Raw genomic sequence first — 21869 nt, forward strand, 5'->3', positions numbered from 1 at the left:
CGAGGTGTCAAAAAACACCACTGCATGAGAGTAAAGCAAATACTAGGCCAGCTAGTTTTCTAAAAAAGCCAAAATTTTGTCAATTTGCTTAAGCGTATCCTGATAGCCCTCTCTTATCAGATAGTTAGTGTAAGCCTGCTCGAACATTAAAAAGCTAGTAATTGCCGAAGGTTTATCTTTTTTAATACCAAGCGTGGCTAGCATTAAGCGAACGCTAAGCGGAAGGTGTGAGTAGTGGTCGTGGGCGATTTGCTCAAAATCTATCTTAGGTTTAATACTTAAAGAGGTGACAGGTCTGAGATCCAATTGCTGTTGTTGTTCTGCGTTGAGCAGCTCAATGGTGCGGTTAATTCGTTGTAAGCGTTCCAAGTCTGAATTAAGCGTATCAGAAAAAATAGAATCCAGTAGATGACCAGCAATAGCCGCACTGTTTGGTGGGGGGCAGTCTATTGCACACGCTGGCTTTCTTGGCTGCTCCAAGTGAATCGCCAGTATTTTGTCTGCGCCTAAATGAATTGCCGGGCTAAGTGGGCAAAGCTGGTGAATTGACCCATCACCATAATAATCTTGACCTACTTTGGCTGCAGGGAAAATGAGAGGAATAGCTGTGGATGCCATTAAATGGGTGGTATGGATCTGCGTTTTTTTGCCGTGACGCCGGGCCCGTTGCCAGTCTTGCTGTTGCTGAGCAGCTTGAAAGAAAGATAGAGACTGGCCATCTTGGTAGTTAGAAGCTGTGACCGATAAAGCATCTAAGTAATTACGGGCAATGTTTTGGTCAATACGCTTATAGTTTAGGTAGTTATTTAACAGTTCTTGCAATGGCTCATTGTTGAGTAATGAGAAACCGTTTCGTTTACTGTAGTCAGCATGTAGGCTTTTACACAGCATTGAAGATAGTTGTTTAGCAATGGCTAGCCCGTCGGTTCTAAAAACTTGCTTACATTGGAAGTTACGCCAAATATATTCGAGTTTTTTAACCCCAAGGCGAAAGCAAGAAGCATATACCGCCAGCGCAGTTGCATTGATTGCTCCAGCAGAAGTACCGCAGATTACAGAGAAAGGGCTAGCGTGATTGCGAGGGTATTGTTCGGCAATGGCTTTTAGTACGCCAACTTGATAAGCAGCCCGTGCGCCACCACCTGTGAGAACAAGCGCGACTTTTTGTTTGGATTTTGCTCTAGGCTTTTGATTCATAATTATATGTTAGCACAGCGTTATTTGGCCGCTTGTCAGAATCATCACACACCAGAAACAAAAAAGCTGGCTAAAGCCAGCTTTTAGTTGAAGCAAGTATTAACTTAGAATTGATTGAAAATGTCTTCAATTGCTACTTCTGTTTTCTCGCCACTACGGCGATTTTTGTATTCGATCACGCCTTTGTCTAAGCTGCGGTCACCAATCACGATAACGTGAGGGATACCAATTAGCTCGATGTCTGCAAACATTACTCCAGGACGTTCTTTACGGTCATCAAACAATACATCGATGCCTCGCTCTTTGGCTTCTTCATAGAGTTTGTTGGCAACTTCCTGTACGCGATGAGACTTATGCATATTCATTGGCACAATCGCCAGCTTGAACGGTGCAATACTATCAGGCCAAGTGATTCCGTATTTGTCATTGTTCTGCTCTATAGCAGCAGCCACAATTCGAGATACGCCAACACCATAACAGCCCATGGTTAGGGTTTGATTTTTACCCTGCTCATTCAGTACCGCTGCATTCATTGATTCCGCATAAGCTTCGCCTAATTGGAAGATGTGACCGACTTCAATGCCGCGTTTTATCGCCAAGGTACCTGAGCCACAAGGGCTTGGGTCACCTTCAACTACATTACGTAAGTCTGCAACTTGGCCTAGCGCTACATCACGCTCCCAGTTAATGCCAAAGAAGTGTTTATCATCAACGTTAGCACCTGCGCCAAAATCACTACAATGCGCAGCTGCGTAGTCTACAACAACAGGCATTGGCAAATTAACTGGGCCTAAAGACCCCGGTCCGGCACCTACTGCTGCTCGTATTTCTTCTTCGCTAGCGAACTCTAACGGAGAGGCTACATCGGCTAACTTCTCTGCTTTAATGTCGTTTAGTTCGTGGTCACCACGAATGATCAAGGCAATAAGCTGATGCTCAGATTCTTCGGTGGCTTTAACAATCAGCGTTTTAACTGTTTGTTCAATTTTAAGTTCAAATTGCTCAATCAGTTCAGCAATGGTTTTAGCATTTGGTGTTGCAACTTCTTGCATCTCTTGGCTTGGCGCTGGGCGGTCGCCTGCTGGTGCTATGGTCTCTGCTTTTTCGATGTTTGCCGCGTAATCGCTACCATCAGAGAATACAATGGCGTCTTCACCTGATTCTGCTAATACGTGGAACTCATGCGATACACTGCCACCGATGCTACCGGTATCAGCCAGTACAGGGCGGTACTCTAAACCTAGACGTTCAAAGATACGGCAATAACCCGCATACATTTCATCGTAGGTTTTCTGTAAACACTCTGGAGATAAGTGGAATGAGTATGCGTCTTTCATCAAAAATTCACGCGAGCGCATTACACCAAAGCGTGGGCGAACTTCATCACGGAACTTGGTTTGAATTTGGTAAAGGTTAAGTGGTAGCTGTTTGTAGCTGTTAACTTCTTTACGCACTAATTCTGTAACAACTTCTTCGTGGGTTGGGCCTAGAACAAAGTCGCGCGAATGACGATCTTGAAAACGCAACAGCTCTGGGCCAAATTTGTCCCAGCGACCTGTTTCTTGCCATAAATCTGAAGGTTGAACAGTAGGCATGTGGATTTCGATAGAGCCACAGGCGTTCATTTCTTCTCTTACAACTTGTTCTACTTTATGCAGAACTCTCACCCCATTGGGTAGCCAAGTATATAATCCAGAGGCTAATTTTCTGATCATGCCGGCACGCAGCATTAGCTGGTGAGAGACAACCTCGGCATCGCTTGGCGTTTCTTTCTGAGTTGCCAGAAGATATTTGCTAGAACGCATATCTATCCTATCATTTTTGCTATTAAATTCCGGCGATTGTAACAGGCAAATTTCGCTCTGTCAGGCCTTGTCACGACGGTCGCCAATGATTTTTGCAGGGTTACCTGCAACGATGGCCCATTCTGGTACATTTTTAGTCACCACTGACCCCATTCCTACCACTGCGTGGTTGCTTATATTCACGCCGTCTGTGATACAAACATTGGCGCCAATCCACACATCTTCACCAATGTTTATACCTTGTGACTGACTGTTTTGTTGCCATATAGGTTGGTCGGGGTGCATGCCATGATTAAAGGCATAAATTTTCACCCCATTCGCTATTCTAGAGTTTTTGCCAATGCTGACACCCTTTTGACCGCCATCAATGGAGCATCCGTGGTTAATTGCTACATGTTCGCCAATAGATAGAGGCCCATGCAAAAAGCACTGAGCGGCCACAAATGAGTTTGCTGCAATATCGATTAAGCGACCTGGCTCAGCAAATAACTGCGCATCGGGTGCGATAAAGCAGTGCTCGGCCAAGGTGACCGTTTCAACAGCTTGTATGTGTTGTTGAATTGCTTGCTGCCAGGGCTTAGCCCATTCAAGATGCTTGTCTTTTAAGCGGTAGTACAACCACGGCATCCAAGCCAAGCGTTGTTTGTGCTGCTGCTGGTAATCTTCAGGGCTAAGTGGCATAACTCACCGACATCACTGTGATGTATTGTTGCCCCTGCGGGTTAATGTTTACTTTCCAGCGAATGTTTAAATCAAACAAAGCCACGCCATATTCTTTATCATCTGCTTTATGTTGCTTGTAAGCAGGCCGAGGATCTTGTGCTAAGACCTGCTCAATCACCAGGTGTTGCTGCTCGCTAAGTGCCAAGGTTTGAGATTGTTGTTTGGCCTGAGGAGAAAAGCTCACTGGCAATAAAACTGACGGTGCTTGCTGAGCATAACCTGCCAATGCATCGGGTTTACTGTCTGAGTAAGGTAAGTAGGGTTTAACATCGTAAATAGGTGTGCCGTTAACTAAGTCTCCACCTCTAAAGTGCAGAGTAGGGCTTTTCGTATCGCGCTCTACGTGGCTCAGTTCCATTAAGGACAAGCCTAAATGGTTAGGTCTAAAACTAGAGCGAGAGGCGAGTACACCCACTTTTTTGTTACCGCCTAAGCGGGGAGGGCGCACTTTCGCTTTCCAGCCTGCCGCTATATTTTGATGAAAAGCGAACATTAACCATAAGTGGCTGAACTGTTCTATTTCAGCCAACATGTCTAGATCGTTAAATGGTTCACACAAGACTAATTTACTGCTTGTTGCGGTGACTAAATTGGCTTGTCTAGGCACCGAGAATTTTTCTTGGTAAGGGGAATGAATATGTCCCAAAGGTTCTATGGTTAAGGTCATAAGCTTAAATTTTGTAGGCCTTACCAAAACAGCTCATCATAGCGATACACGCAGCGGGGTCTTTAATGGGGTAGCATTGCTGTACCGTTACCGCGTTTGCACCAATACTAGCCGCTTGAGCACGTAAGTCATTACGGGCATCCACTTCTTGAGGTGGCGCTTGGTTGGTTTTTTCTTGGCAGCTTACCCCCTCTACAATACCTATATATTCAGCATTCAGTGGGTCAATATCCTCTGCTTGATACACTGTAACGTCGGCCGCGGGTACGTAGTTCTCGAAGTTCTCTTTATCTACGTTGGTATTGAATGAGTAATTGCCACTGCACCCTAAAATGCTAAGGCTTAATGCTGCTGTTAAAATGAAGCGCATAACTATCCTATTGATAAAATACTTGAAGCTGGTCATTGGCTGGTACAATTGACATATACTTATTGATAATACAGGGTTTATTATAACATCACTTACTTTCGCTTGCTGTTTCTAGTTTCATGCTGAATAGCGAAAATAATCCTGTAAGGATGGTTTACCAAGGATAGGGTAATGTTTAAACCTTGTTTCAGCATGTTTCAATCTCTCGATCTGGCTTGGCGTCATAGCGTAGGCTTGCTTTTTTCACTTGTGGTGGTGGTGGCGTTAGCCTTTTGGGGGCAAAGCGTTGACGCTACTGTGCCGCCGTTGGCTTCGTTGCTTGTGGCCGTATTCAGTATTATTTTGCCTTTATCTGTTGGCTTTATGTGTCGCAGATTTTATCGAAAAAAATACAGCTATACCATGTTGGTATTTGGTGCTGCCTTCTTCTCCGTCACGGGCTTAGAACTGTGTTACTTCGCACTTCATCACCAATCCTTTTTATCACCGTTACCTCACTCTTCTAACATAGTTGCAGTATGGGCCGGGTTAATCACACGCGGCTTTTTAGCCGCGGTACTCTTGATATGCGGAATATTGCTGAGTCGTTATGAACGTTTAGCTAATGGCGGAAAAATGAGCATTTCGGTATTGGCTATTGGTAGCATTATTTTTGCTGTGCTTAGTGTGGCTTTTCTGTATGTTGTTTCGCTACCTTTCATGCAAGTCACCCTAGATCATTTACGTTCGGTACTTGAACTGCTTGTTACGGTTATTTTTGCCGTAGCAATCGCTTATTTTGGTTGGCGAGGTCGGTGGTTACATTGCACTTTAGAGTGTGGTGTTTTTGCCTGTGTTTGCATTCAATTTATTTTGTATTTTTGGCCTGTTTCGCCAGAACTTGGTGCCAACAGCTTAGCGGTATTTTGTTTGGCGCTAATTAAACTCATAAGTTACTTAGTGGTAAGTATTGCCATTTATATTGAGCTTAAAGCGCCAGCCCCGATGAGTGATGTTGAGCGAGAGCATCGACGAGAAGATCGTTTAATTCGTTTAATGGAGAGGGCAAGAGCGAAGAATCACTCTTGGTTTACACGTACCAAAAGCTCGATTAGCACTTACGTTACTTTGCTCAGTGGCTGTTTGGTGGCTGCTGGAGTGCTGGTTACTTATTTGATTTTCTATTTTTCTTTTGTGTCTAGTTTAGAGCTTGAGCGTAAACAGCAGCTGAGTTTGCACAATGCTATTCAAGTGGAACGTTTAGACCGTGAAATAGACCACGCCTATGAAGAAATTCAACATTTTGCTGAGCCAGCGTTGCTTAGTGGCTTTATTCAACAGCAGTATGTTGATGGGCAGTTTTTAAATATCGAACCGGCTTTTTGGAAATCGCGAATAGAAAATGATATTCGCCACGAACTAAAGCGTGAAAAAGCTCTTGTTGCAGTACATTTAGTGATAGTTGCTCAGGGACAACAAATTGATTATTTGTCAGTGGGTAAACAATATGGTCAAACCTTACCTAAAACCTTATTAAAAAAGGCAGAGCTAGCACCTAATGCGGCCCACGCTCAAACCATTCGCCAAGCTAACCAAGGATTTTGGTATTTAGCGCATGGTGTGCAGCACCATTCTGGCGAAGTGGCTGCGATTTGGTTATTTCAGTATCAACTAGACGAACTGTTCAAATCCTCTCAACGTAACTCTACTTATGGACTGCTTGGTGAAGCCAATCAACATAGTGGTGGTCCTTTATTGGTGTTTGATGTAAATGGTGAACGGCTGTGGCGAAGTAAGCTGAATAAAAACGACAGTGGCAGGTTTCAGGCGTCAGAATACCAACGTTTGAAAGAGTTGATCGACTCACCCGTTAAAGATGTTGCCAATCAAGTGATAACCTTTGGTTCCTATATACTCAGTATTCAGCGGCTTTCTTATTTCGCTAATAATAAAAAGGAACATTTGGATCTAGTCCAAATAGCTAATTATCAAGATACCATTGCTGCATCACAAATGGCGGCTAAACAAGCGTTGCTCGCGGCAACAGTAGTGACGGGTTTAATGGTATTGGTCGGGTGGTTTTTTGCGCACACCATTGTATCGCCGCTGCGTTACATTACTAATGCTACTTTATTGTTTGGTGAGCGTAATATTAGAGTCACCTTGCCAGAAAAATCTCACGATGAAGTGGGCGTGTTAGCTAAAGCAATTGGTCAAATGACAGAAAAGGTAGACGCTCGCACCGATCAGCTAAACAATGAAATTGCTCAGCATCAGAAAAGTCAAAAGCAACTATCTTTAGCGCAAAAAGAAGCAGAAGCTGCCTCGTTGGCAAAAAGTGATTTTTTAGCCATGATGAGCCACGAAATCCGTACTCCCTTAAATGGCATTATAGGTATGGCGCAGTTACTGAGTGCTTCTTCATTGAGTGCTGAACAAACCGAACATCTCAATACTATTCGTTTATCAGGTAAAGCCTTATTGGTGATAGTGAATGATGTACTGGACTTTTCTAAAGTTGAAGCTGGCAAAATGGAGCTGCGTTTAGACGCCTTCAACTTAAAACTCACGTTGTTAGAGGTGGTTAAGCTATTTTCACCTCAAGCGAAATCTAAGCATATAAAACTGCAGTTAGATTACCCTGAACACTTGCCTGCTGTGTTTATTGGAGATCAGGGGCGAGTGCAGCAGGTCTTCATAAACCTTGTTAGCAACGCCATTAAATTTACTGAGGTTGGAACCGTAAACCTAAGCGTAGAATATTGTCCTGATGTCAGCATTGAAGAGACTGTTGTTCTAAGAGTTACCGACAGTGGTATTGGCATAGCGGAAGAAGCCATTGCCGATTTGTTTACTCCTTTTGCTCAAGCTGATAATTCAACCACTCGTCGTTATGGTGGTACTGGATTAGGCTTGGCTATTTGTCATCGTATTGTATCATTAATGAACGGTGACATTAGTGTGCAATCTGGCTTAGGTGTGGGATCTGAGTTTCGCGTTAGTTTGCCCATGCAAAGTGTAGAAGATGATGTATTGAGTGTTGGGACTAAGGAGGAGCGAGAACACATCGAACTTAGTCGCTTAAGTGGTCATGTTCTTCTGGTGGAAGACACTCTAGTAAATCAACGCGTAGCAAGTCATATGCTGAATAGTTTTGGTTTGAAGGTGATGATCGCCAGAGACGGCCATGAAGCGATAGACTTGTTCAAGCGTTGGGGCTCTAAGTTGTCGCTGATTCTCATGGATTGTTTGATGCCAGATATGGATGGTTATGAAGCCACCACAGTGATCCGCGAGTTAGAAAACCACGCACAGCGTATTCCTATTGTTGCATTAACGGCCAGTGTTAGTGTTGAAGCCAAGCAAGCTTGCTTTGACGCAGGCATGGATGATTTTGTCACTAAACCTTTTGACCGCGTTGGGTTATATGTTTGCCTGCGTAAATGGTTGAGCGCGCGTAACGAGCGAGGGCGCAATTTATCTAGCCATCAAATGCCTGCCCCAAAAGACTACCAATACATCACTGCGGCTGATCTAGATAACTTAAGCTCAAGCATGGGAGAAGAGTTTGAGTCATTGCTACATGAGTACAAAAAAGGTGCTGAAGCCATGATTGTTGAATTGACTCAAGCGTTAAGTGCAGAGCGCTATCAAGAAGCCATTCGCCTAGCCCATGGCTTAAAATCAAGTAGCAGCTATTTTGGTGCCAGCCGTTTGCAGCACTTGTGTTTTCAACTTGAAGAAGGATTGAAAATTAAACCGATAACACACGAAATATTAGGACTTGCTGCTGCTTTAGAGGCTAACCTTCAAGAAACTATGCTGGAAATAGAACAGCATATGCGCTTATATTCTAAGTGATATCTATTTGGGTTTACCGGATGTAAACCCAATCGCTGGATAACGCCTCCAAGGTCTTGGCTTATCTTCAGCATCTTCACTTCAATAAAGGGAGCTTTGTCAGTGTCTATTTCCAATAAACTATTATCAGCGTTTGGCTTTATGGCTGTATTAATGGTTATTTCTGCTTTCATCGTATTTGTTCAACTAGGCAGCATTACTCAAAAGGAACGGCAAATAGTTGAAGTTAGTGTTCCTGTTGTTGCCCAAAGCAAAGAAATTGAAAGCCAGTTGCAGTTAACCGTTAGTTCGCTGCGTGGTTATCTTATTCATGGAGCCGACAAACAACGTGCCGAGCAGTTTCAACAGCAGTTTGAGCAATCATGGCAAAATATAGCGGCTAGCCTAGAGCACCTTCAAGCTTTAACTACTGCAGGTGTGCCTGAACAAACAACCGCGAGTTTTGAGCAGCTCAAAGCGTTACAGCAACAAATTATTAAGATTTCAAACAGTGAAGACAACTTACCTGCTCATGCTCTGTTGTTATTTGATATAGCGCCCTTAGCAGAAGAAGCGATGAACCAAGTGTCTAGCGCTGTTACCGAAGAGGTATCACAGTCAGGTCTTTACAGCCCTAAAAAACGAGTACGTTTGTTGGCTGATATGAGCGAAGCACGTAATGAACTGGCTAATGCTTTAACCAGTTTAAGAAGTTTTATTATTACAGGAGATAGCTACGAGCAGAAAAAATACCAAGAATACTTTGCCAGACATAAGCAACGGGTGGCAGATGTAGAGGCCGCCAGCAGCCTGTTTACAGAAGAGCAAGCCAGGCTTTGGCAGCAATTTGTAGAGTTGGTTGATATATTCGTCCCCTTGGTAGATGAATTGTTTGTGATTCGCGCAGCCGAGGATTGGAATATCGCTAACTATAGAATGGCTAATGATGTTATACCGCTGGTGGAAGATATTCAGGTTCAGTTAAATAGTTGGAATCAACAGCAGCAACAACAGTTAGAGGACCACCAATCGCAATTGGAAACTCTGGGTAAACAAATCGTGTTTGTGGTGTTTGCTGGCGCCGCTATCGCGGCTTTGCTCGGTGGTATAGTTGTTTTATGGTTAACGCAGCAAATTAAAACGAGCTTGGGCTTGGTTAATCAGAGAGCCGTAGAAATTGCTAATGGTAATCTGTCTAACCCACCCTTAAAGGTAACAAATAAAGACGAAGTAGGATTATTGACCACCTCTGTTAACGCTATGGCTGAGCAGTTACAGGGGCTCATCGCCGAGGTTAATCAAACGGCTGCAGACGTTAGCCAAAGCAGTGTTCAAGTATTTGATAAAAGCAGCGGTATTGGTGCAGCGCTAGATGAACAACGCTCAAAAGTAGACTCTGCAGCCACCGCGATTGAAGAAATGTCGGTTGCCGCTCGAGAAATTGCACAAAATACTTCGCAAGCTGCTGACCACGCTAGAGAGTGTGGAGAGGTAGCCGAGCAAGGTGGTGGCGTAGTGACTGACACCATTTCCATTATGAAAAAAATTGAAGGTTCAGTAGGGGACAGCAATCAGCATATTGCCAAACTAAATCTAGCCGGGGCAGAGGTTGAGAAAATCACCGATGTTATTGCAGGCATCGCCGAGCAAACTAATCTTCTTGCTTTAAACGCTGCAATTGAAGCCGCTCGTGCTGGTGAGCAAGGGCGGGGCTTTGCAGTGGTGGCTGACGAAGTGAGAAGCCTCGCTAGCAGAACCAGTGAATCTACAGAAGAAATTGCACGTATCATTAATCAAATTCGCAGCCTCACAGAAGCCGCAAACCAAAGTATGAGCCAAAGTACCGAATTGGTATTTAGTGGTAGAGAAGTGGTGAACAAAGCTGGAGATGCTTTACAACAAGTCATTGGCACTACTCAGGGGGTAACTGAAATGGTGACTGCAATTGCCGCAGCTACTGAAGAGCAATCTGCAGTGGCTACAGATGTAGCCTCTACGTTAGAAACTATTGCGTTGATTGCTCAAGATTCGGTTAGTGAAGCTCAGTCAAGTGTGAATGATGCTAAAGCCTTAGAAGAAAAGTCGATTCAATTGAAACAACAAATCCAACGTTTTGTATTGTAGAATTGGCGCTTAGATAATTAACAGTAGAACTATGTAATGAAGCAGCCCGCTATTTTTCTCGACCGTGATGGTGTAATTAACCACGACCGTGGCTATGTTTCTAAGGTCGACGACTTTGAGTTTATCGACGGCGCTATAGAAGCAATGCAACAACTAAAGAAAGCTGGATGGCTTTTAGTGGTAGTCACCAATCAAGCGGGTATTGCTCGAGGCTATTTTAGCGAAGAGCAATTTGTCAGTTTGACTGAATGGATGGATTGGTCATTAGCAGATCGTGGCGTAGATCTAGATGGTATCTATTTCTGCCCACATCATAGTAAATATGGTGACGAAACTTACCGTCAAGATTGCGATTGTAGAAAACCACAACCTGGTATGTTGTTAGAAGCGGCCGCTGAACTAAATATCGACTTATCTAAATCTTGGTTAGTCGGTGACAAAGCATCTGATCTTCTTGCAGCTAAAAATGCTGGTGTACCTAATCGATTATTGGTTGAAGGCCAGTATCCAATATCAGAACAAGAAGCAAAGCTAGCCATAGCCAAAGTTGCTTCTCTACAAGATGCTGCAGTGTATATTCAACAGCAGGGTTAGCTCATTAGCTAAATGATGAGTTTTCCATTCCGAATATCTCTTTTGGTCTGCGCAAACTCTCTTTTTTTAACTTACTTTTGTTGTATTTTTAGTCAAAAATGACCGTTTTGTTTAGAATGTGAGCAAACGGTGCGGTAAAGCGCATTTTTGGTAAAAAAACGCTTGCACCAGAATCGCGGATCCCTATAATGCGACTCCACTGACACGGCAAGCGGCGCTGCAAAGCGATGTAGAAACGAGGTCAGGGTTGGTAAGGCCTGAGGCTTTATTAGCGGCGCAAAAACTTCTTCTTAATTAATATTAAAAAGCGGTTGACAGCCACAGAGGAAAGCGTAGAATGCGCACCTCGCTTCGGCAACGAAGCAACGCTCTTTAACAATTTATCAAGCAATCTGTGTGAGCACTCACAGGGCATTAAGCGAAAAAATTAGCTTAAGTGAACTGGATGCTTGCACTGTTTTAACAGTAATAATTTTCAGTTTTTACTTTGAGCGAAAAAACTTTGATTGAAGAGTTTGATCATGGCTCAGATTGAACGCTGGCGGCAGGCTTAACACATGCAAGTCGAGCGGTAACATTTCTAGCTTGCTAGAAGATGACGAGCGGCGGACGGGTGAGTAATGCTTGGGAATATGCCTTTACGTGGGGGACAACAGTTGGAAACGACTGCTAATACCGCATAATGTCTTCGGACCAAAGGAGGGGATGCTTCGGCACCTTTCGCGTAGAGATTAGCCCAAGTGGGATTAGCTAGTTGGTAAGGTAATGGCTTACCAAGGCGACGATCCCTAGCTGGTTTGAGAGGATGATCAGCCACACTGGGACTGAGACACGGCCCAGACTCCTACGGGAGGCAGCAGTGGGGAATATTGCACAATGGGCGAAAGCCTGATGCAGCCATGCCGCGTGTGTGAAGAAGGCCTTCGGGTTGTAAAGCACTTTCAGTCGTGAGGAAGGGGTAGTAATTAATACTTGCTATCTTTGACGTTAGCGACAGAAGAAGGACCGGCTAACTCCGTGCCAGCAGCCGCGGTAATACGGAGGGTCCGAGCGTTAATCGGAATTACTGGGCGTAAAGCGTACGCAGGCGGCTTTTTAAGCCAGATGTGAAATCCCCGGGCTCAACCTGGGAATGGCATTTGGAACTGGGAAGCTAGAGTTTTGTAGAGGGTGGTAGAATTTCAGGTGTAGCGGTGAAATGCGTAGAGATCTGAAGGAATACCAGTGGCGAAGGCGGCCACCTGGACAAAAACTGACGCTCATGTACGAAAGCGTGGGGAGCAAACAGGATTAGATACCCTGGTAGTCCACGCCGTAAACGATGTCTACTAGTTGTCTGTGAGTTTAACTCGTGGGTAACGCAGCTAACGCATTAAGTAGACCGCCTGGGGAGTACGGCCGCAAGGTTAAAACTCAAATGAATTGACGGGGGCCCGCACAAGCGGTGGAGCATGTGGTTTAATTCGATGCAACGCGAAGAACCTTACCTGCCCTTGACATACTAAGAACTCACTAGAGATAGTTTGGTGCCTTCGGGAACTTAGATACAGGTGCTGCATGGCTGTCGTCAGCTCGTGTCGTGAGATGTTGGGTTAAGTCCCGCAACGAGCGCAACCCCTATCCTTATTTGCCAGCACGTAATGGTGGGAACTCTAGGGAGACTGCCGGTGATAAACCGGAGGAAGGTGGGGACGACGTCAAGTCATCATGGCCCTTACGGGCAGGGCTACACACGTGCTACAATGGCATGTACAGAGGGATGCGAACTCGCGAGAGTAAGCGGACCCCAAAAAGCATGTCGTAGTCCGGATCGGAGTCTGCAACTCGACTCCGTGAAGTCGGAATCGCTAGTAATCGTAGATCAGAATGCTACGGTGAATACGTTCCCGGGCCTTGTACACACCGCCCGTCACACCATGGGAGTGGGCTGCAAAAGAAGTGGGTAGTTTAACCTTCGGGAGGACGCTCACCACTTTGTGGTTCATGACTGGGGTGAAGTCGTAACAAGGTAGCCCTAGGGGAACCTGGGGCTGGATCACCTCCTTATTATGATGCTGATGTCCCTGTGACGTGTTCACACAGATTGCTTGATAGAAAGTATAGAGAACGTTGGAACCTGTTTAGGTCTGTAGCTCAGCTGGTTAGAGCGCACCCCTGATAAGGGTGAGGTCGGCAGTTCAAGTCTGCCCAGACCTACCAAGGGTCCAACGGTTAGTAAGAAAATGGGGCTATAGCTCAGCTGGGAGAGCGCCTGCCTTGCACGCAGGAGGTCTGCGGTTCGATCCCGCATAGCTCCACCATTTCTTACCTAAAAACCAAAGATAAGTCGCCGATACTTGGCCATTTAGCTTTGGTTTTTTTGATGAACCAATGCTCTTTAACAATTTGGAAAAGCTGATAAAAAATATCTCAAAAATACGAGTTAAATAACAAGTGTTTTTGGTATTCAAAAAAATAAGGTGATCGTACTCGAATGGCAGGACTTATACAGCCTGACCATTCAAGTTAGTTAAGCGACAACATTTAGGTGTTGTATGGTTAAGTGACTAAGCGTATACGGTGGATGCCTTGGCAGTCAGAGGCGATGAAGGACGTGTTAATCTGCGATAAGCCATGTTAAGTCGATAAAAGACGTTATAGACATGGATTTCCGAATGGGGAAACCCACTGCATTTTATGCAGTATCGCAACGTGAATACATAGCGTTGCGAGGCGAACCCGGGGAACTGAAACATCTAAGTACCCGGAGGAAAAGAAATCAACCGAGATTCTGGTAGTAGCGGCGAGCGAACCCGGATTAGCCCTTAAGCTTTTATGTGATTAGTGGAATGTTCTGGAAAGGACAGCGATACAGGGTGATAGCCCCGTACATGAAAATCTACTTTAAGTGAAATCGAGTAGGACGGCACACGTGATATGTTGTCTGAATATGGGGGGACCATCCTCCAAGGCTAAATACTCCTGACTGACCGATAGTGAACCAGTACCGTGAGGGAAAGGCGAAAAGAACCCCTGTGAGGGGAGTGAAATAGAACCTGAAACCGTATACGTACAAGCAGTGGGAGCCCCCTTGTGGGGTGACTGCGTACCTTTTGTATAATGGGTCAACGACTTAATTTCAGTAGCAAGGTTAAGCGAATAGCGGAGCCGTAGGGAAACCGAGTGTTAACTGCGCGCATAGTTGCTGGGATTAGACCCGAAACCCGGTGATCTAGCCATGGGCAGGTTGAAGATTGGGTAACACCAATTGGAGGACCGAACCGACTAATGTTGAAAAATTAGCGGATGACTTGTGGCTGGGGGTGAAAGGCCAATCAAACCGGGAGATAGCTGGTTCTCCTCGAAAGCTATTTAGGTAGCGCCTCGGACGAATACTAGTGGGGGTAGAGCACTGTTAAGGCTAGGGGGTCATCCCGACTTACCAACCCTTTGCAAACTCCGAATACCACTAAGTACTATCCGGGAGACACACGGCGGGTGCTAACGTCCGTCGTGGAAAGGGAAACAACCCAGACCGTCAGCTAAGGTCCCAAAGTCATAGCTAAGTGGGAAACGATGTGGGAAGGCTTAGACAGCCAGGATGTTGGCTTAGAAGCAGCCATCATTTAAAGAAAGCGTAATAGCTCACTGGTCGAGTCGGCCTGCGCGGAAGATGTAACGGGGCTAAGCTATGCACCGAAGCTACGGATGCTTACTTTGTAAGCATGGTAGAGGAGCGTTCTGTAAGCCGTTGAAGGTGAATCGTAAGGTTTGCTGGAGGTATCAGAAGTGCGAATGTTGACATGAGTAACGATAAAGGGGGTGAAAAGCCCCCTCGCCGAAAGACCAAGGTTTCCTGTTCAATGTTAATCAGAGCAGGGTGAGTCGGCCCCTAAGGCGAGACTGAAAAGTGTAGTCGATGGGAAACAGGTTAATATTCCTGTACTTCGTATAATTGCGATGGGAGGACGGAGAAGGCTAGGCCAGCATGGTGATGGTTATCCATGTTTAAGGTTGTAGGCTGGACACTTAGGAAAATCCGGGTGTCTAAGGCTGAGAATTGATGACGAGTGTCTACGGACATGAAGTGGTTGATGCCCTGCTTCCAGGAAAAGTCTCTAAGCTTCAGATTATACGAAACCGTACCCCAAACCGACACAGGTGGTTGGGTAGAGAATACCAAGGCGCTTGAGAGAACTCGGGTGAAGGAACTAGGCAAAATGGTACCGTAACTTCGGGAGAAGGTACGCTCTTGATGGTGATGGGATTTACTCCCTAAGCTGCTGAGAGTCGCAGATACCAGTTGGCTGCAACTGTTTATTAAAAACACAGCACTGTGCTAAATCGAAAGATGACGTATACGGTGTGACGCCTGCCCGGTGCCGGAAGGTTAATTGATGTGGTTAGTCTTTGGACGAAGCTATTGATCGAAGCCCCGGTAAACGGCGGCCGTAACTATAACGGTCCTAAGGTAGCGAAATTCCTTGTCGGGTAAGTTCCGACCTGCACGAATGGCGTAATGATGGCCAAGCTGTCTCCACCCGAGACTCAGTGAAATTGAAATTGCCGTGAAGATGCGGTGTACCCGCGGCTAGACGGAAAGACCCCGTGAACCTTTACTACAGCTTGACACTGAACATTGACCCTACATGTGTAGGATAGGTGGGAGGCTTTGAAGCGTTGTCGCTAGATGATGTGGAGCCGACCTTGAAATACCACCCTTGTAGTGTTGATGTTCTAACGTTGGTCCCTTATCGGGATTGCGGACAGTGTCTGGTGGGTAGTTTGACTGGGGCGGTCTCCTCCCAAAGAGTAACGGAGGAGCACGAAGGTTGGCTAAGTACGGTCGGACATCGTACGGTTAGTGCAATGGCATAAGCCAGCTTAACTGCGAGACAGACACGTCGAGCAGGTACGAAAGTAGGTCATAGTGATCCGGTGGTTCTGTATGGAAGGGCCATCGCTCAACGGATAAAAGGTACTCCGGGGATAACAGGCTGATACCGCCCAAGAGTTCATATCGACGGCGGTGTTTGGCACCTCGATGTCGGCTCATCACATCCTGGGGCTGAAGTCGGTCCCAAGGGTATGGCTGTTCGCCATTTAAAGTGGTACGCGAGCTGGGTTTAGAACGTCGTGAGACAGTTCGGTCCCTATCTGCCGTGGGCGTTTGAGAATTGAAGGGAGCTGCTCCTAGTACGAGAGGACCGGAGTGGACGAACCGCTGGTGTTTGGGTTGTTATGCCAATAGCATTGCCCAGTAGCTACGTTCGGAACTGATAACCGCTGAAAGCATCTAAGCGGGAAGCAGGCCTTGAGATTAATTCTCACTGGGACTTTAAGTCCCCTGAAGGGCCGTTGGAGACTACAACGTTGATAGGCAAGGTGTGTAAGTGCTGTGAGGCATTGAGCTAACTTGTACTAATTACCCGTGAGGCTTAACCATACAACACCTAAGTGGTGTGTATGTTTGATGAAGATTATCTTATTTAGAAACCAAGAGTGCTTGTTAGACTCGTGGGATGTTTCAGCTTTTTCGAATGTTAAAGACAACAAGTTTTTGCCTGGTGGCAATAGCGTTGTGGACCCACCTGAACCCATGCCGAACTCAGAAGTGAAACGCAACTGCGCCGATGATAGTGTGGGGTTTCCCCATGTGAAAGTAGGTCACTGCCAGGCTCTTATTAGATGACCCCATTGTCGCAAGACAGTGGGGTTTTTTATTGGACAAAAAAAGTGGGCTACTTTCAAGTAGGGCGAAGGCCGCCAGGAAAAGCGTGCTTTTTAGGCCGAAGCGGAAGCAGCTATGCTGCGCCCCTGTTCCACCGCCAGGCTCCAAATACTAAGCCCGCTCAATGAGCGGGCTTTTTTATTGCCTGCGATTTATCGCTCGAGGCAATTTACTCTGCGTTTTTAAAAGAGCTTTATTCTACCCTTTCCCGCTTATCACTTTCTTGAACATACAAGGTAGACCAGTGGTTTTTGGTAAGGCCTGAGAACCTAGAAAGTGTCTAGGATTCTCAGGCCTTACCAATAAGATTATTACTAGTAGAGAGTACGTTCTTATAGAAAAGAATGGGTATTCATGATTTAAGTTGTGGTAGGGCTAAATGTTGGGGAGGGCTTTCAAAGCGCTAGTTAAGCGCTTTGAAGTGTTGAAGCTTAAAGCTTAAGTTCAGATAGGTATTTTGTGAATCTATCCTTTAGTTCAGGATGGCGTAATCCGAACTCAACGATAGCTTTCATATAGCCAAACTTGCTACCACAGTCATGGCTTTTTCCTACCATGTAATAGGCTTGGGTAGCTTCTTTAGTCATTAGGCTGTCAATTGCATCGGTAAGTTGAATCTCATCGCCAGCGCCTGGAGCGGTTCTTTCTAGCTCATTCCAGATCTGTGCAGAAAGCACATAGCGACCAACAACCGCTAAGTTTGAAGGTGCGTCCTCAATAGCTGGTTTTTCCACAGAGCCTATCATATCTGCTGATTCACCTGGTGTAAGCTTCTTGCCGTCAATATCGACAATACCAAACTTACTTACATCCTCTTTAGCAACAGCTTCAACCATTACTTGGCTAGAACCCGTTTGATTAAACTTAGCAACCATATCCGCCAAGTTTTCAGTACGAAGATCTGAAGTTGAGTCATCAAGTATAACGTCTGGTAGTAGCACGGCAAATGGTTCATCGCCAATAAGAGGATGAGCACAGAGAATGGCATGCCCCAGTCCTTTTGCGACACCTTGGCGTATGTGCATGATGGTTACGTCTTTAGGGCAAATCGAACGCACTTCTTCAAGCAACTGGCGCTTGACGCGTTTTTCAAGTGTGGCTTCTAACTCAAAGCTGGTATCGAAATGGTTTTCGATTGAATTTTTACTAGAGTGGGTCACTAAGATGATTTCTTTGATGCCAGCGGCGATTGCCTCTTGAACCACATACTGAATTAGCGGTTTGTCTACTATCGGTAGCATTTCTTTGGGAATAGCTTTTGTTGCTGGCAACATCCTTGTGCCAAGTCCAGCCACTGGCAGTACAGCTTTTCGTACTCTTAGGGTCATTTTCAGTCTCTTGAAAAGTAATGGTAAATGCTGGGCTAATGTAACATGTGAAAGTGACATTTTAAATTGTGATAAATCAGATCTGCGGGGATATATAATTAAAGACTTACGAGAAGAAGAGCAGTCGCCCTAGTTTATGCAACTAGCTGCGGACGATGCTTGTTTAGGAGTTAGTCGACGTACATTCGATCTTTATTATCTAGGTAAATTTTTTCTCCTATGCCTGGTACCAATACAATTTGTTCTACGTTTTTGAAGTTCCCATTTTGCTGACGATATTTAACAATTGCCGCTGATTTTGATATTCCTACTCCTTTTAGCTCATCAAGCTGCTCAGCGCTGGCGGTATTTAAGTTAAGTTGGGCAGTGGGCTCATTGGCTAAAGCATTGCCTAGGCCAATTGCACTGAATACGATAGCGATGAGTAGTTGTTTGAAATTCATGGTTATTCTCCTTTTTGATAAAACCATGAATAAATGTAGAGCAACAACCAAATAGGTGAATCACTCATTTGAGTGAAATTGCTAGAAAATCGAAGTGAAAATGAAGAAAAGGCGAGAGAGACTCGCCTTTTAATAGGCTAGGGAAGTACTTTTTTGAAGGGTTTAACAGTTACATCGGCATAAACCCCTGCATCAATATATGGGTCTGCATCTGCCCAGCTCTGTGCCTCTTCGAGACTAGCAAACTCGGCAATCACTGTTGAGCCGGTAAAGCCAGCTTCAGCGGGGTCTTCAGCATCAATCGCTGGCATTGGTCCTGCGACTAATAAGCGCCCTTCGTTAAGCAAACTATTCAGTCTTTCTAAGTGAGCCGGACGAGCTTGTTTGCGCATATCTAAACTGTTTTCAACGTCTTGGGCATAAATTACGTACCACATGCTAAATATCCTTTTTCTGAGATAAAGACTCTTGCTGACCTTTAGGTAAGTGTTTATACAAATAACCCACTGTTCCTAGGGTAAATACTAGTGTTAACCCGAGTAAACCAAACACCTTGAAGTTTACCCAAAACTCTTCTGAATAAGTAAATGCAATATAGAGGTTCAAGGTACCGCAGGCGATAAAAAACAATGCCCAGGCAACGTTTACTTTTGACCAAACTTGATCGGGAAGGGTCATCTCTTTACCCAACATTTTTTTAATCAATGGGCTGCCGAAAGCAAATTGACTCACTAATAAAACCAGTCCAAAAATCCAGTTGATGACCGTTGGTTTCCACTTGATAAAGTCGTCATCGCGTAAAATTAAGGTTAAGCCACCAAAAACCAAAATCAGAATAAAAGAGATGAGATGCATTTTCTCAACTTTCTTATTTTTAATGTAAGAAATAGCCAGCAATATGGCAGTTGAAATGATTAATGCCAGCGTAGCGGCATAAATGTCCTGCATTTTGTAGACAGCAAAAAAGATAATTAGGGGAATAAACTCGAAAAACTGTTTCATAATTCCTCAATAGTCGCGGTTAATAAAAAAGCCGCTAAAAAGCGGCTTTTGATAGTATCAAGAAGCGTGCTTAAACGGTAGCCGCTTTCATTGAGCTAGCGAAACCACGCAGGGTTTCTAGCATTAGCGGTTTGTTTTCTAGGTTACTTTCGATAATTTTTACCACTGCCGAACCAGAGATTGCTCCCGCAGCGCCTGCTTCTATCGTTTCAGCAACCTGCTCGGGTGTAGCGATACCAAACCCAAGTAAGGCAGGGGGCGCGTTAAACTGTTTTAATTTACTAAGCAGTTTGCCAACAGGCACTCCAGCTTTGGTTTCTGCGCCAGTGACACCAGCACGACTAACTAGATAAGTATAACCTTGGCCGTACTCAGCTACTTTCGCTAAGGTTTCATCATCAGCATTTGGCGGTGCAATAAAAATGCTTTGCAACCCGTGTTTGTTAGCTGCTTCTCTAAATGGCGCAGATTCACGTATTGGTACATCGGCGACTAACACGGAATCTACGCCAGCTGACGCTAACTTTTGGTAAAAGGTTTCAATACCAGTTGAGTAGACTAGGTTCGCGTAAAGCAGAAGGCCAATAGGTACTTCTGGGTATTTTTCACGAATTGCTGTGAGCATTTCTAGGCACTTTGGCGGGGTAACATTCGAGGCTAAAGCGCGTACGTTTGCACCTTGAATGGTTGGCCCATCAGCTACTGGATCCGAAAAAGGAATGCCGAGTTCCAGCGCATCAGCACCGCCTTCCATCAGAGCATCAACAATCGCTAGGGATTGTTCCAAATCAGGATCGCCCAAAGTAACAAAAGGAACAAAGGCACCTTGTTTTTCAGCGCTTAAACGCTGGAATAGATTAGCGTAACGTTGAGTCATTATAGGCTACCTCGTTCTTCGAATATTTCAGCTACGGTGAAAATGTCTTTATCACCACGACCCGATAAGTTCACCAGTAGAATCTGTTCTTTGTTTTTATCTTGCTCCGCCAATTTAAGGGCATAAGCTAACGCGTGGGCAGACTCTAGGGCTGGGATAATACCTTCGCTCTCTGCTAAGGCTTGAAAGGCTGCTAATGCTTCTTCGTCGGTGGCTGACTCATAACTTGCACGACCAATCGCATTAAGGTGAGCATGTTGAGGACCAACTGATGGGAAATCCAAACCTGCTGAAATTGAGTATGACTCTTCAATTTGGCCGTTAGGATCTTGCATTAATAACGAGTGCATTCCAAAGAACATGCCTTTGCGACCATGTTTAAGTGGTGCGCCATGTTGGTCGGTATCAATACCTTTGCCGGCAGGCTCTACACCAATCAGTTGAACGTCTTCTTCTTTAATAAAGTCGGCAAACATACCAATAGCATTTGAACCTCCTCCTACGCAGGCGATAACCGCATCGGGTAAACGACCTTCTGCTTTAATGATCTGCTGTTTGGCTTCTTCGCCAATCATCTTTTGAAATTCGCGTACAATGGTTGGGAAAGGGTGAGGCCCTGCCGCAGTACCCAATAAATAGTGGGCAGTGTCGTAACTGCCTGCCCAGTCTCGCAGGGCTTCGTTACAGGCATCTTTAAGCGTAGAAGAGCCGCTATGAACGGGAATAACTTCTGCGCCCATGAGTTTCATACGAAACACATTGGGTTTTTGGCGCTCACAGTCAATCGCACCCATGTAAACACGGCATTTTAACCCCAGTAAAGCACAGGCTAACGCTGTAGCTACGCCATGCTGGCCAGCGCCAGTCTCAGCAATAATTTCTTTTTTACCCATGCGTTTTGCGAGTAGAGCTTGGCCCAATACCTGGTTGGTTTTATGGGCGCCACCGTGAAGTAAGTCTTCACGTTTAAGGTAAATTTTGGTTTTTGTTCCAGCAGCTAAGTTGCGACATAGCGTTAACGGGGTAGGTCGGCCAGCATATTCACTGAGCAAACCATTAAACTCTTCCAAAAATTCTGGGTCTTGCTGGGCGTCAATAAATGCTTGCTCTAATTGATCGAGAGCAGGCACTAAAATTTGTGGCACAAACTGGCCACCAAATTCGCCAAAATAGGGATCTAATTTATTCATTGTTGACTCATACTTTTAAT

14 protein-coding genes, 2 tRNA genes and 3 rRNA genes are annotated in these 21869 nt (G+C 45.1%); 8 read left to right on the top strand and 11 right to left on the bottom strand.

Annotated features, from left to right (window positions below; genetic code table 11):
• Positions 1 to 51: 51 nt before the first annotated feature.
• From ACLD71_RS13785 to rcsF, 5 genes are all read right to left on the bottom strand, one after another.
• Positions 52 to 1197 (bottom strand): patatin-like phospholipase family protein, encoded by a 1146-nt coding sequence (locus ACLD71_RS13785; RefSeq protein WP_303553807.1) that lies wholly within the window; start codon positions 1195 to 1197, stop codon positions 52 to 54.
• 104 nt (positions 1198 to 1301) lie between these two features.
• The gene (locus ACLD71_RS13790; RefSeq protein WP_411991051.1) at positions 1302 to 3002 is read right to left on the bottom strand and encodes a proline--tRNA ligase; all 1701 of its coding nucleotides are present in this window, start codon (positions 3000 to 3002) and stop codon (positions 1302 to 1304) included.
• 60 nt (positions 3003 to 3062) lie between these two features.
• Positions 3063 to 3683, bottom strand: coding sequence for an acyltransferase (locus ACLD71_RS13795; RefSeq protein WP_137672872.1), 621 nt, complete (start codon positions 3681 to 3683; stop codon positions 3063 to 3065).
• Positions 3673 to 4392, bottom strand: coding sequence for a tRNA (N6-threonylcarbamoyladenosine(37)-N6)-methyltransferase TrmO (gene tsaA, locus ACLD71_RS13800; RefSeq protein ID WP_137672873.1), 720 nt, complete (start codon positions 4390 to 4392; stop codon positions 3673 to 3675). Before tsaA ends, ACLD71_RS13795 begins: the two co-directional genes overlap by 11 nt.
• A 4-nt stretch (positions 4393 to 4396) precedes the next feature.
• The gene (gene rcsF / locus ACLD71_RS13805; protein ID WP_161985123.1) at positions 4397 to 4762 is read right to left on the bottom strand and encodes an Rcs stress response system protein RcsF; all 366 of its coding nucleotides are present in this window, start codon (positions 4760 to 4762) and stop codon (positions 4397 to 4399) included.
• Between the two features lie 171 nt (positions 4763 to 4933).
• Between rcsF and ACLD71_RS13810 the strand changes: the two genes are divergently transcribed.
• From ACLD71_RS13810 to rrf, 8 genes are all read left to right on the top strand, one after another.
• Positions 4934 to 8602, top strand: coding sequence for an ATP-binding protein (locus ACLD71_RS13810; RefSeq protein ID WP_411991052.1), 3669 nt, complete (start codon positions 4934 to 4936; stop codon positions 8600 to 8602).
• 102 nt (positions 8603 to 8704) lie between these two features.
• The gene (locus tag ACLD71_RS13815) at positions 8705 to 10705 is read left to right on the top strand and encodes a methyl-accepting chemotaxis protein (protein ID WP_411991053.1); all 2001 of its coding nucleotides are present in this window, start codon (positions 8705 to 8707) and stop codon (positions 10703 to 10705) included.
• Positions 10706 to 10741: 36 nt separating this feature from the next.
• Positions 10742 to 11299 (top strand): D-glycero-beta-D-manno-heptose 1,7-bisphosphate 7-phosphatase, encoded by a 558-nt coding sequence (gene gmhB / locus ACLD71_RS13820; RefSeq protein WP_137672877.1) that lies wholly within the window; start codon positions 10742 to 10744, stop codon positions 11297 to 11299.
• Between the two features lie 503 nt (positions 11300 to 11802).
• Positions 11803 to 13345: ribosomal RNA gene (locus ACLD71_RS13825) — 16S ribosomal RNA — on the top strand.
• Positions 13346 to 13421: 76 nt separating this feature from the next.
• Positions 13422 to 13498 (top strand) — tRNA-Ile (locus ACLD71_RS13830).
• 25 nt (positions 13499 to 13523) lie between these two features.
• Positions 13524 to 13599: transfer RNA gene (locus ACLD71_RS13835), tRNA-Ala, on the top strand.
• Between the two features lie 236 nt (positions 13600 to 13835).
• Positions 13836 to 16724: ribosomal RNA gene (locus ACLD71_RS13840) — 23S ribosomal RNA — on the top strand.
• Positions 16725 to 16841: 117 nt separating this feature from the next.
• Positions 16842 to 16957, top strand: a 5S ribosomal RNA gene (gene rrf, locus ACLD71_RS13845).
• Together the 16S, 23S and 5S rRNA genes with 2 tRNA genes alongside form the textbook arrangement of a ribosomal RNA operon.
• A gap of 483 nt (positions 16958 to 17440) precedes the next feature.
• Here the strand turns inward: rrf and galU are convergent.
• From galU to trpB, 6 genes are all read right to left on the bottom strand, one after another.
• A complete protein-coding gene (gene galU, locus ACLD71_RS13850) occupies positions 17441 to 18337 on the bottom strand; it encodes a UTP--glucose-1-phosphate uridylyltransferase GalU (protein WP_411991054.1) in 897 nt (298 codons plus the stop codon).
• A gap of 170 nt (positions 18338 to 18507) precedes the next feature.
• Positions 18508 to 18780: a ComEA family DNA-binding protein gene (locus ACLD71_RS13855; RefSeq protein ID WP_411991055.1), complete on the bottom strand. Its 273-nt coding sequence runs from the start codon at positions 18778 to 18780 to the stop codon at positions 18508 to 18510.
• A 137-nt stretch (positions 18781 to 18917) separates the two neighbouring features.
• Positions 18918 to 19217, bottom strand: a complete 300-nt coding sequence (locus ACLD71_RS13860; RefSeq protein WP_411991056.1) for a YciI family protein — start codon at positions 19215 to 19217, stop codon at positions 18918 to 18920.
• A 1-nt stretch (position 19218) separates the two neighbouring features.
• Positions 19219 to 19782: a septation protein A gene (locus ACLD71_RS13865; RefSeq protein WP_411991057.1), complete on the bottom strand. Its 564-nt coding sequence runs from the start codon at positions 19780 to 19782 to the stop codon at positions 19219 to 19221.
• A gap of 70 nt (positions 19783 to 19852) precedes the next feature.
• Positions 19853 to 20659, bottom strand: a complete 807-nt coding sequence (trpA, locus tag ACLD71_RS13870; protein WP_411991058.1) for a tryptophan synthase subunit alpha — start codon at positions 20657 to 20659, stop codon at positions 19853 to 19855.
• A complete protein-coding gene (trpB, locus tag ACLD71_RS13875) occupies positions 20659 to 21849 on the bottom strand; it encodes a tryptophan synthase subunit beta (protein WP_137675347.1) in 1191 nt (396 codons plus the stop codon). Before trpB ends, trpA begins: the two co-directional genes overlap by 1 nt.
• Positions 21850 to 21869: the final 20 nt, after the last annotated feature.

The sequence above is a fragment of the Agarivorans sp. DSG3-1 genome (assembly GCF_046774965.1).
GTDB lineage: Bacteria > Pseudomonadota > Gammaproteobacteria > Enterobacterales > Celerinatantimonadaceae > Agarivorans.

Excerpts from the sequence above, each read along its gene's own strand:
- ACLD71_RS13785 (WP_303553807.1), bottom strand. The coding sequence starts at position 1,197 with ATGAATCAAAAGCCTAGAGCAAAATCCAAACAAAAAGTCGCGCTTGTT.
- ACLD71_RS13790 (WP_411991051.1), bottom strand. The coding sequence starts at position 3,002 with ATGCGTTCTAGCAAATATCTTCTGGCAACTCAGAAAGAAACGCCAAGC.
- ACLD71_RS13795 (WP_137672872.1), bottom strand. The coding sequence starts at position 3,683 with ATGCCACTTAGCCCTGAAGATTACCAGCAGCAGCACAAACAACGCTTG.
- tsaA (WP_137672873.1), bottom strand. The coding sequence starts at position 4,392 with ATGACCTTAACCATAGAACCTTTGGGACATATTCATTCCCCTTACCAA.
- rcsF (WP_161985123.1), bottom strand. The coding sequence starts at position 4,762 with ATGCGCTTCATTTTAACAGCAGCATTAAGCCTTAGCATTTTAGGGTGC.
- ACLD71_RS13810 (WP_411991052.1), top strand. The coding sequence starts at position 4,934 with ATGTTTAAACCTTGTTTCAGCATGTTTCAATCTCTCGATCTGGCTTGG.
- gmhB (WP_137672877.1), top strand. The coding sequence starts at position 10,742 with ATGAAGCAGCCCGCTATTTTTCTCGACCGTGATGGTGTAATTAACCAC.
- galU (WP_411991054.1), bottom strand. The coding sequence starts at position 18,337 with ATGACCCTAAGAGTACGAAAAGCTGTACTGCCAGTGGCTGGACTTGGC.
- ACLD71_RS13855 (WP_411991055.1), bottom strand. The coding sequence starts at position 18,780 with ATGAATTTCAAACAACTACTCATCGCTATCGTATTCAGTGCAATTGGC.
- ACLD71_RS13860 (WP_411991056.1), bottom strand. The coding sequence starts at position 19,217 with ATGTGGTACGTAATTTATGCCCAAGACGTTGAAAACAGTTTAGATATG.
- ACLD71_RS13865 (WP_411991057.1), bottom strand. The coding sequence starts at position 19,782 with ATGAAACAGTTTTTCGAGTTTATTCCCCTAATTATCTTTTTTGCTGTC.
- trpA (WP_411991058.1), bottom strand. The coding sequence starts at position 20,659 with ATGACTCAACGTTACGCTAATCTATTCCAGCGTTTAAGCGCTGAAAAA.
- trpB (WP_137675347.1), bottom strand. The coding sequence starts at position 21,849 with ATGAATAAATTAGATCCCTATTTTGGCGAATTTGGTGGCCAGTTTGTG.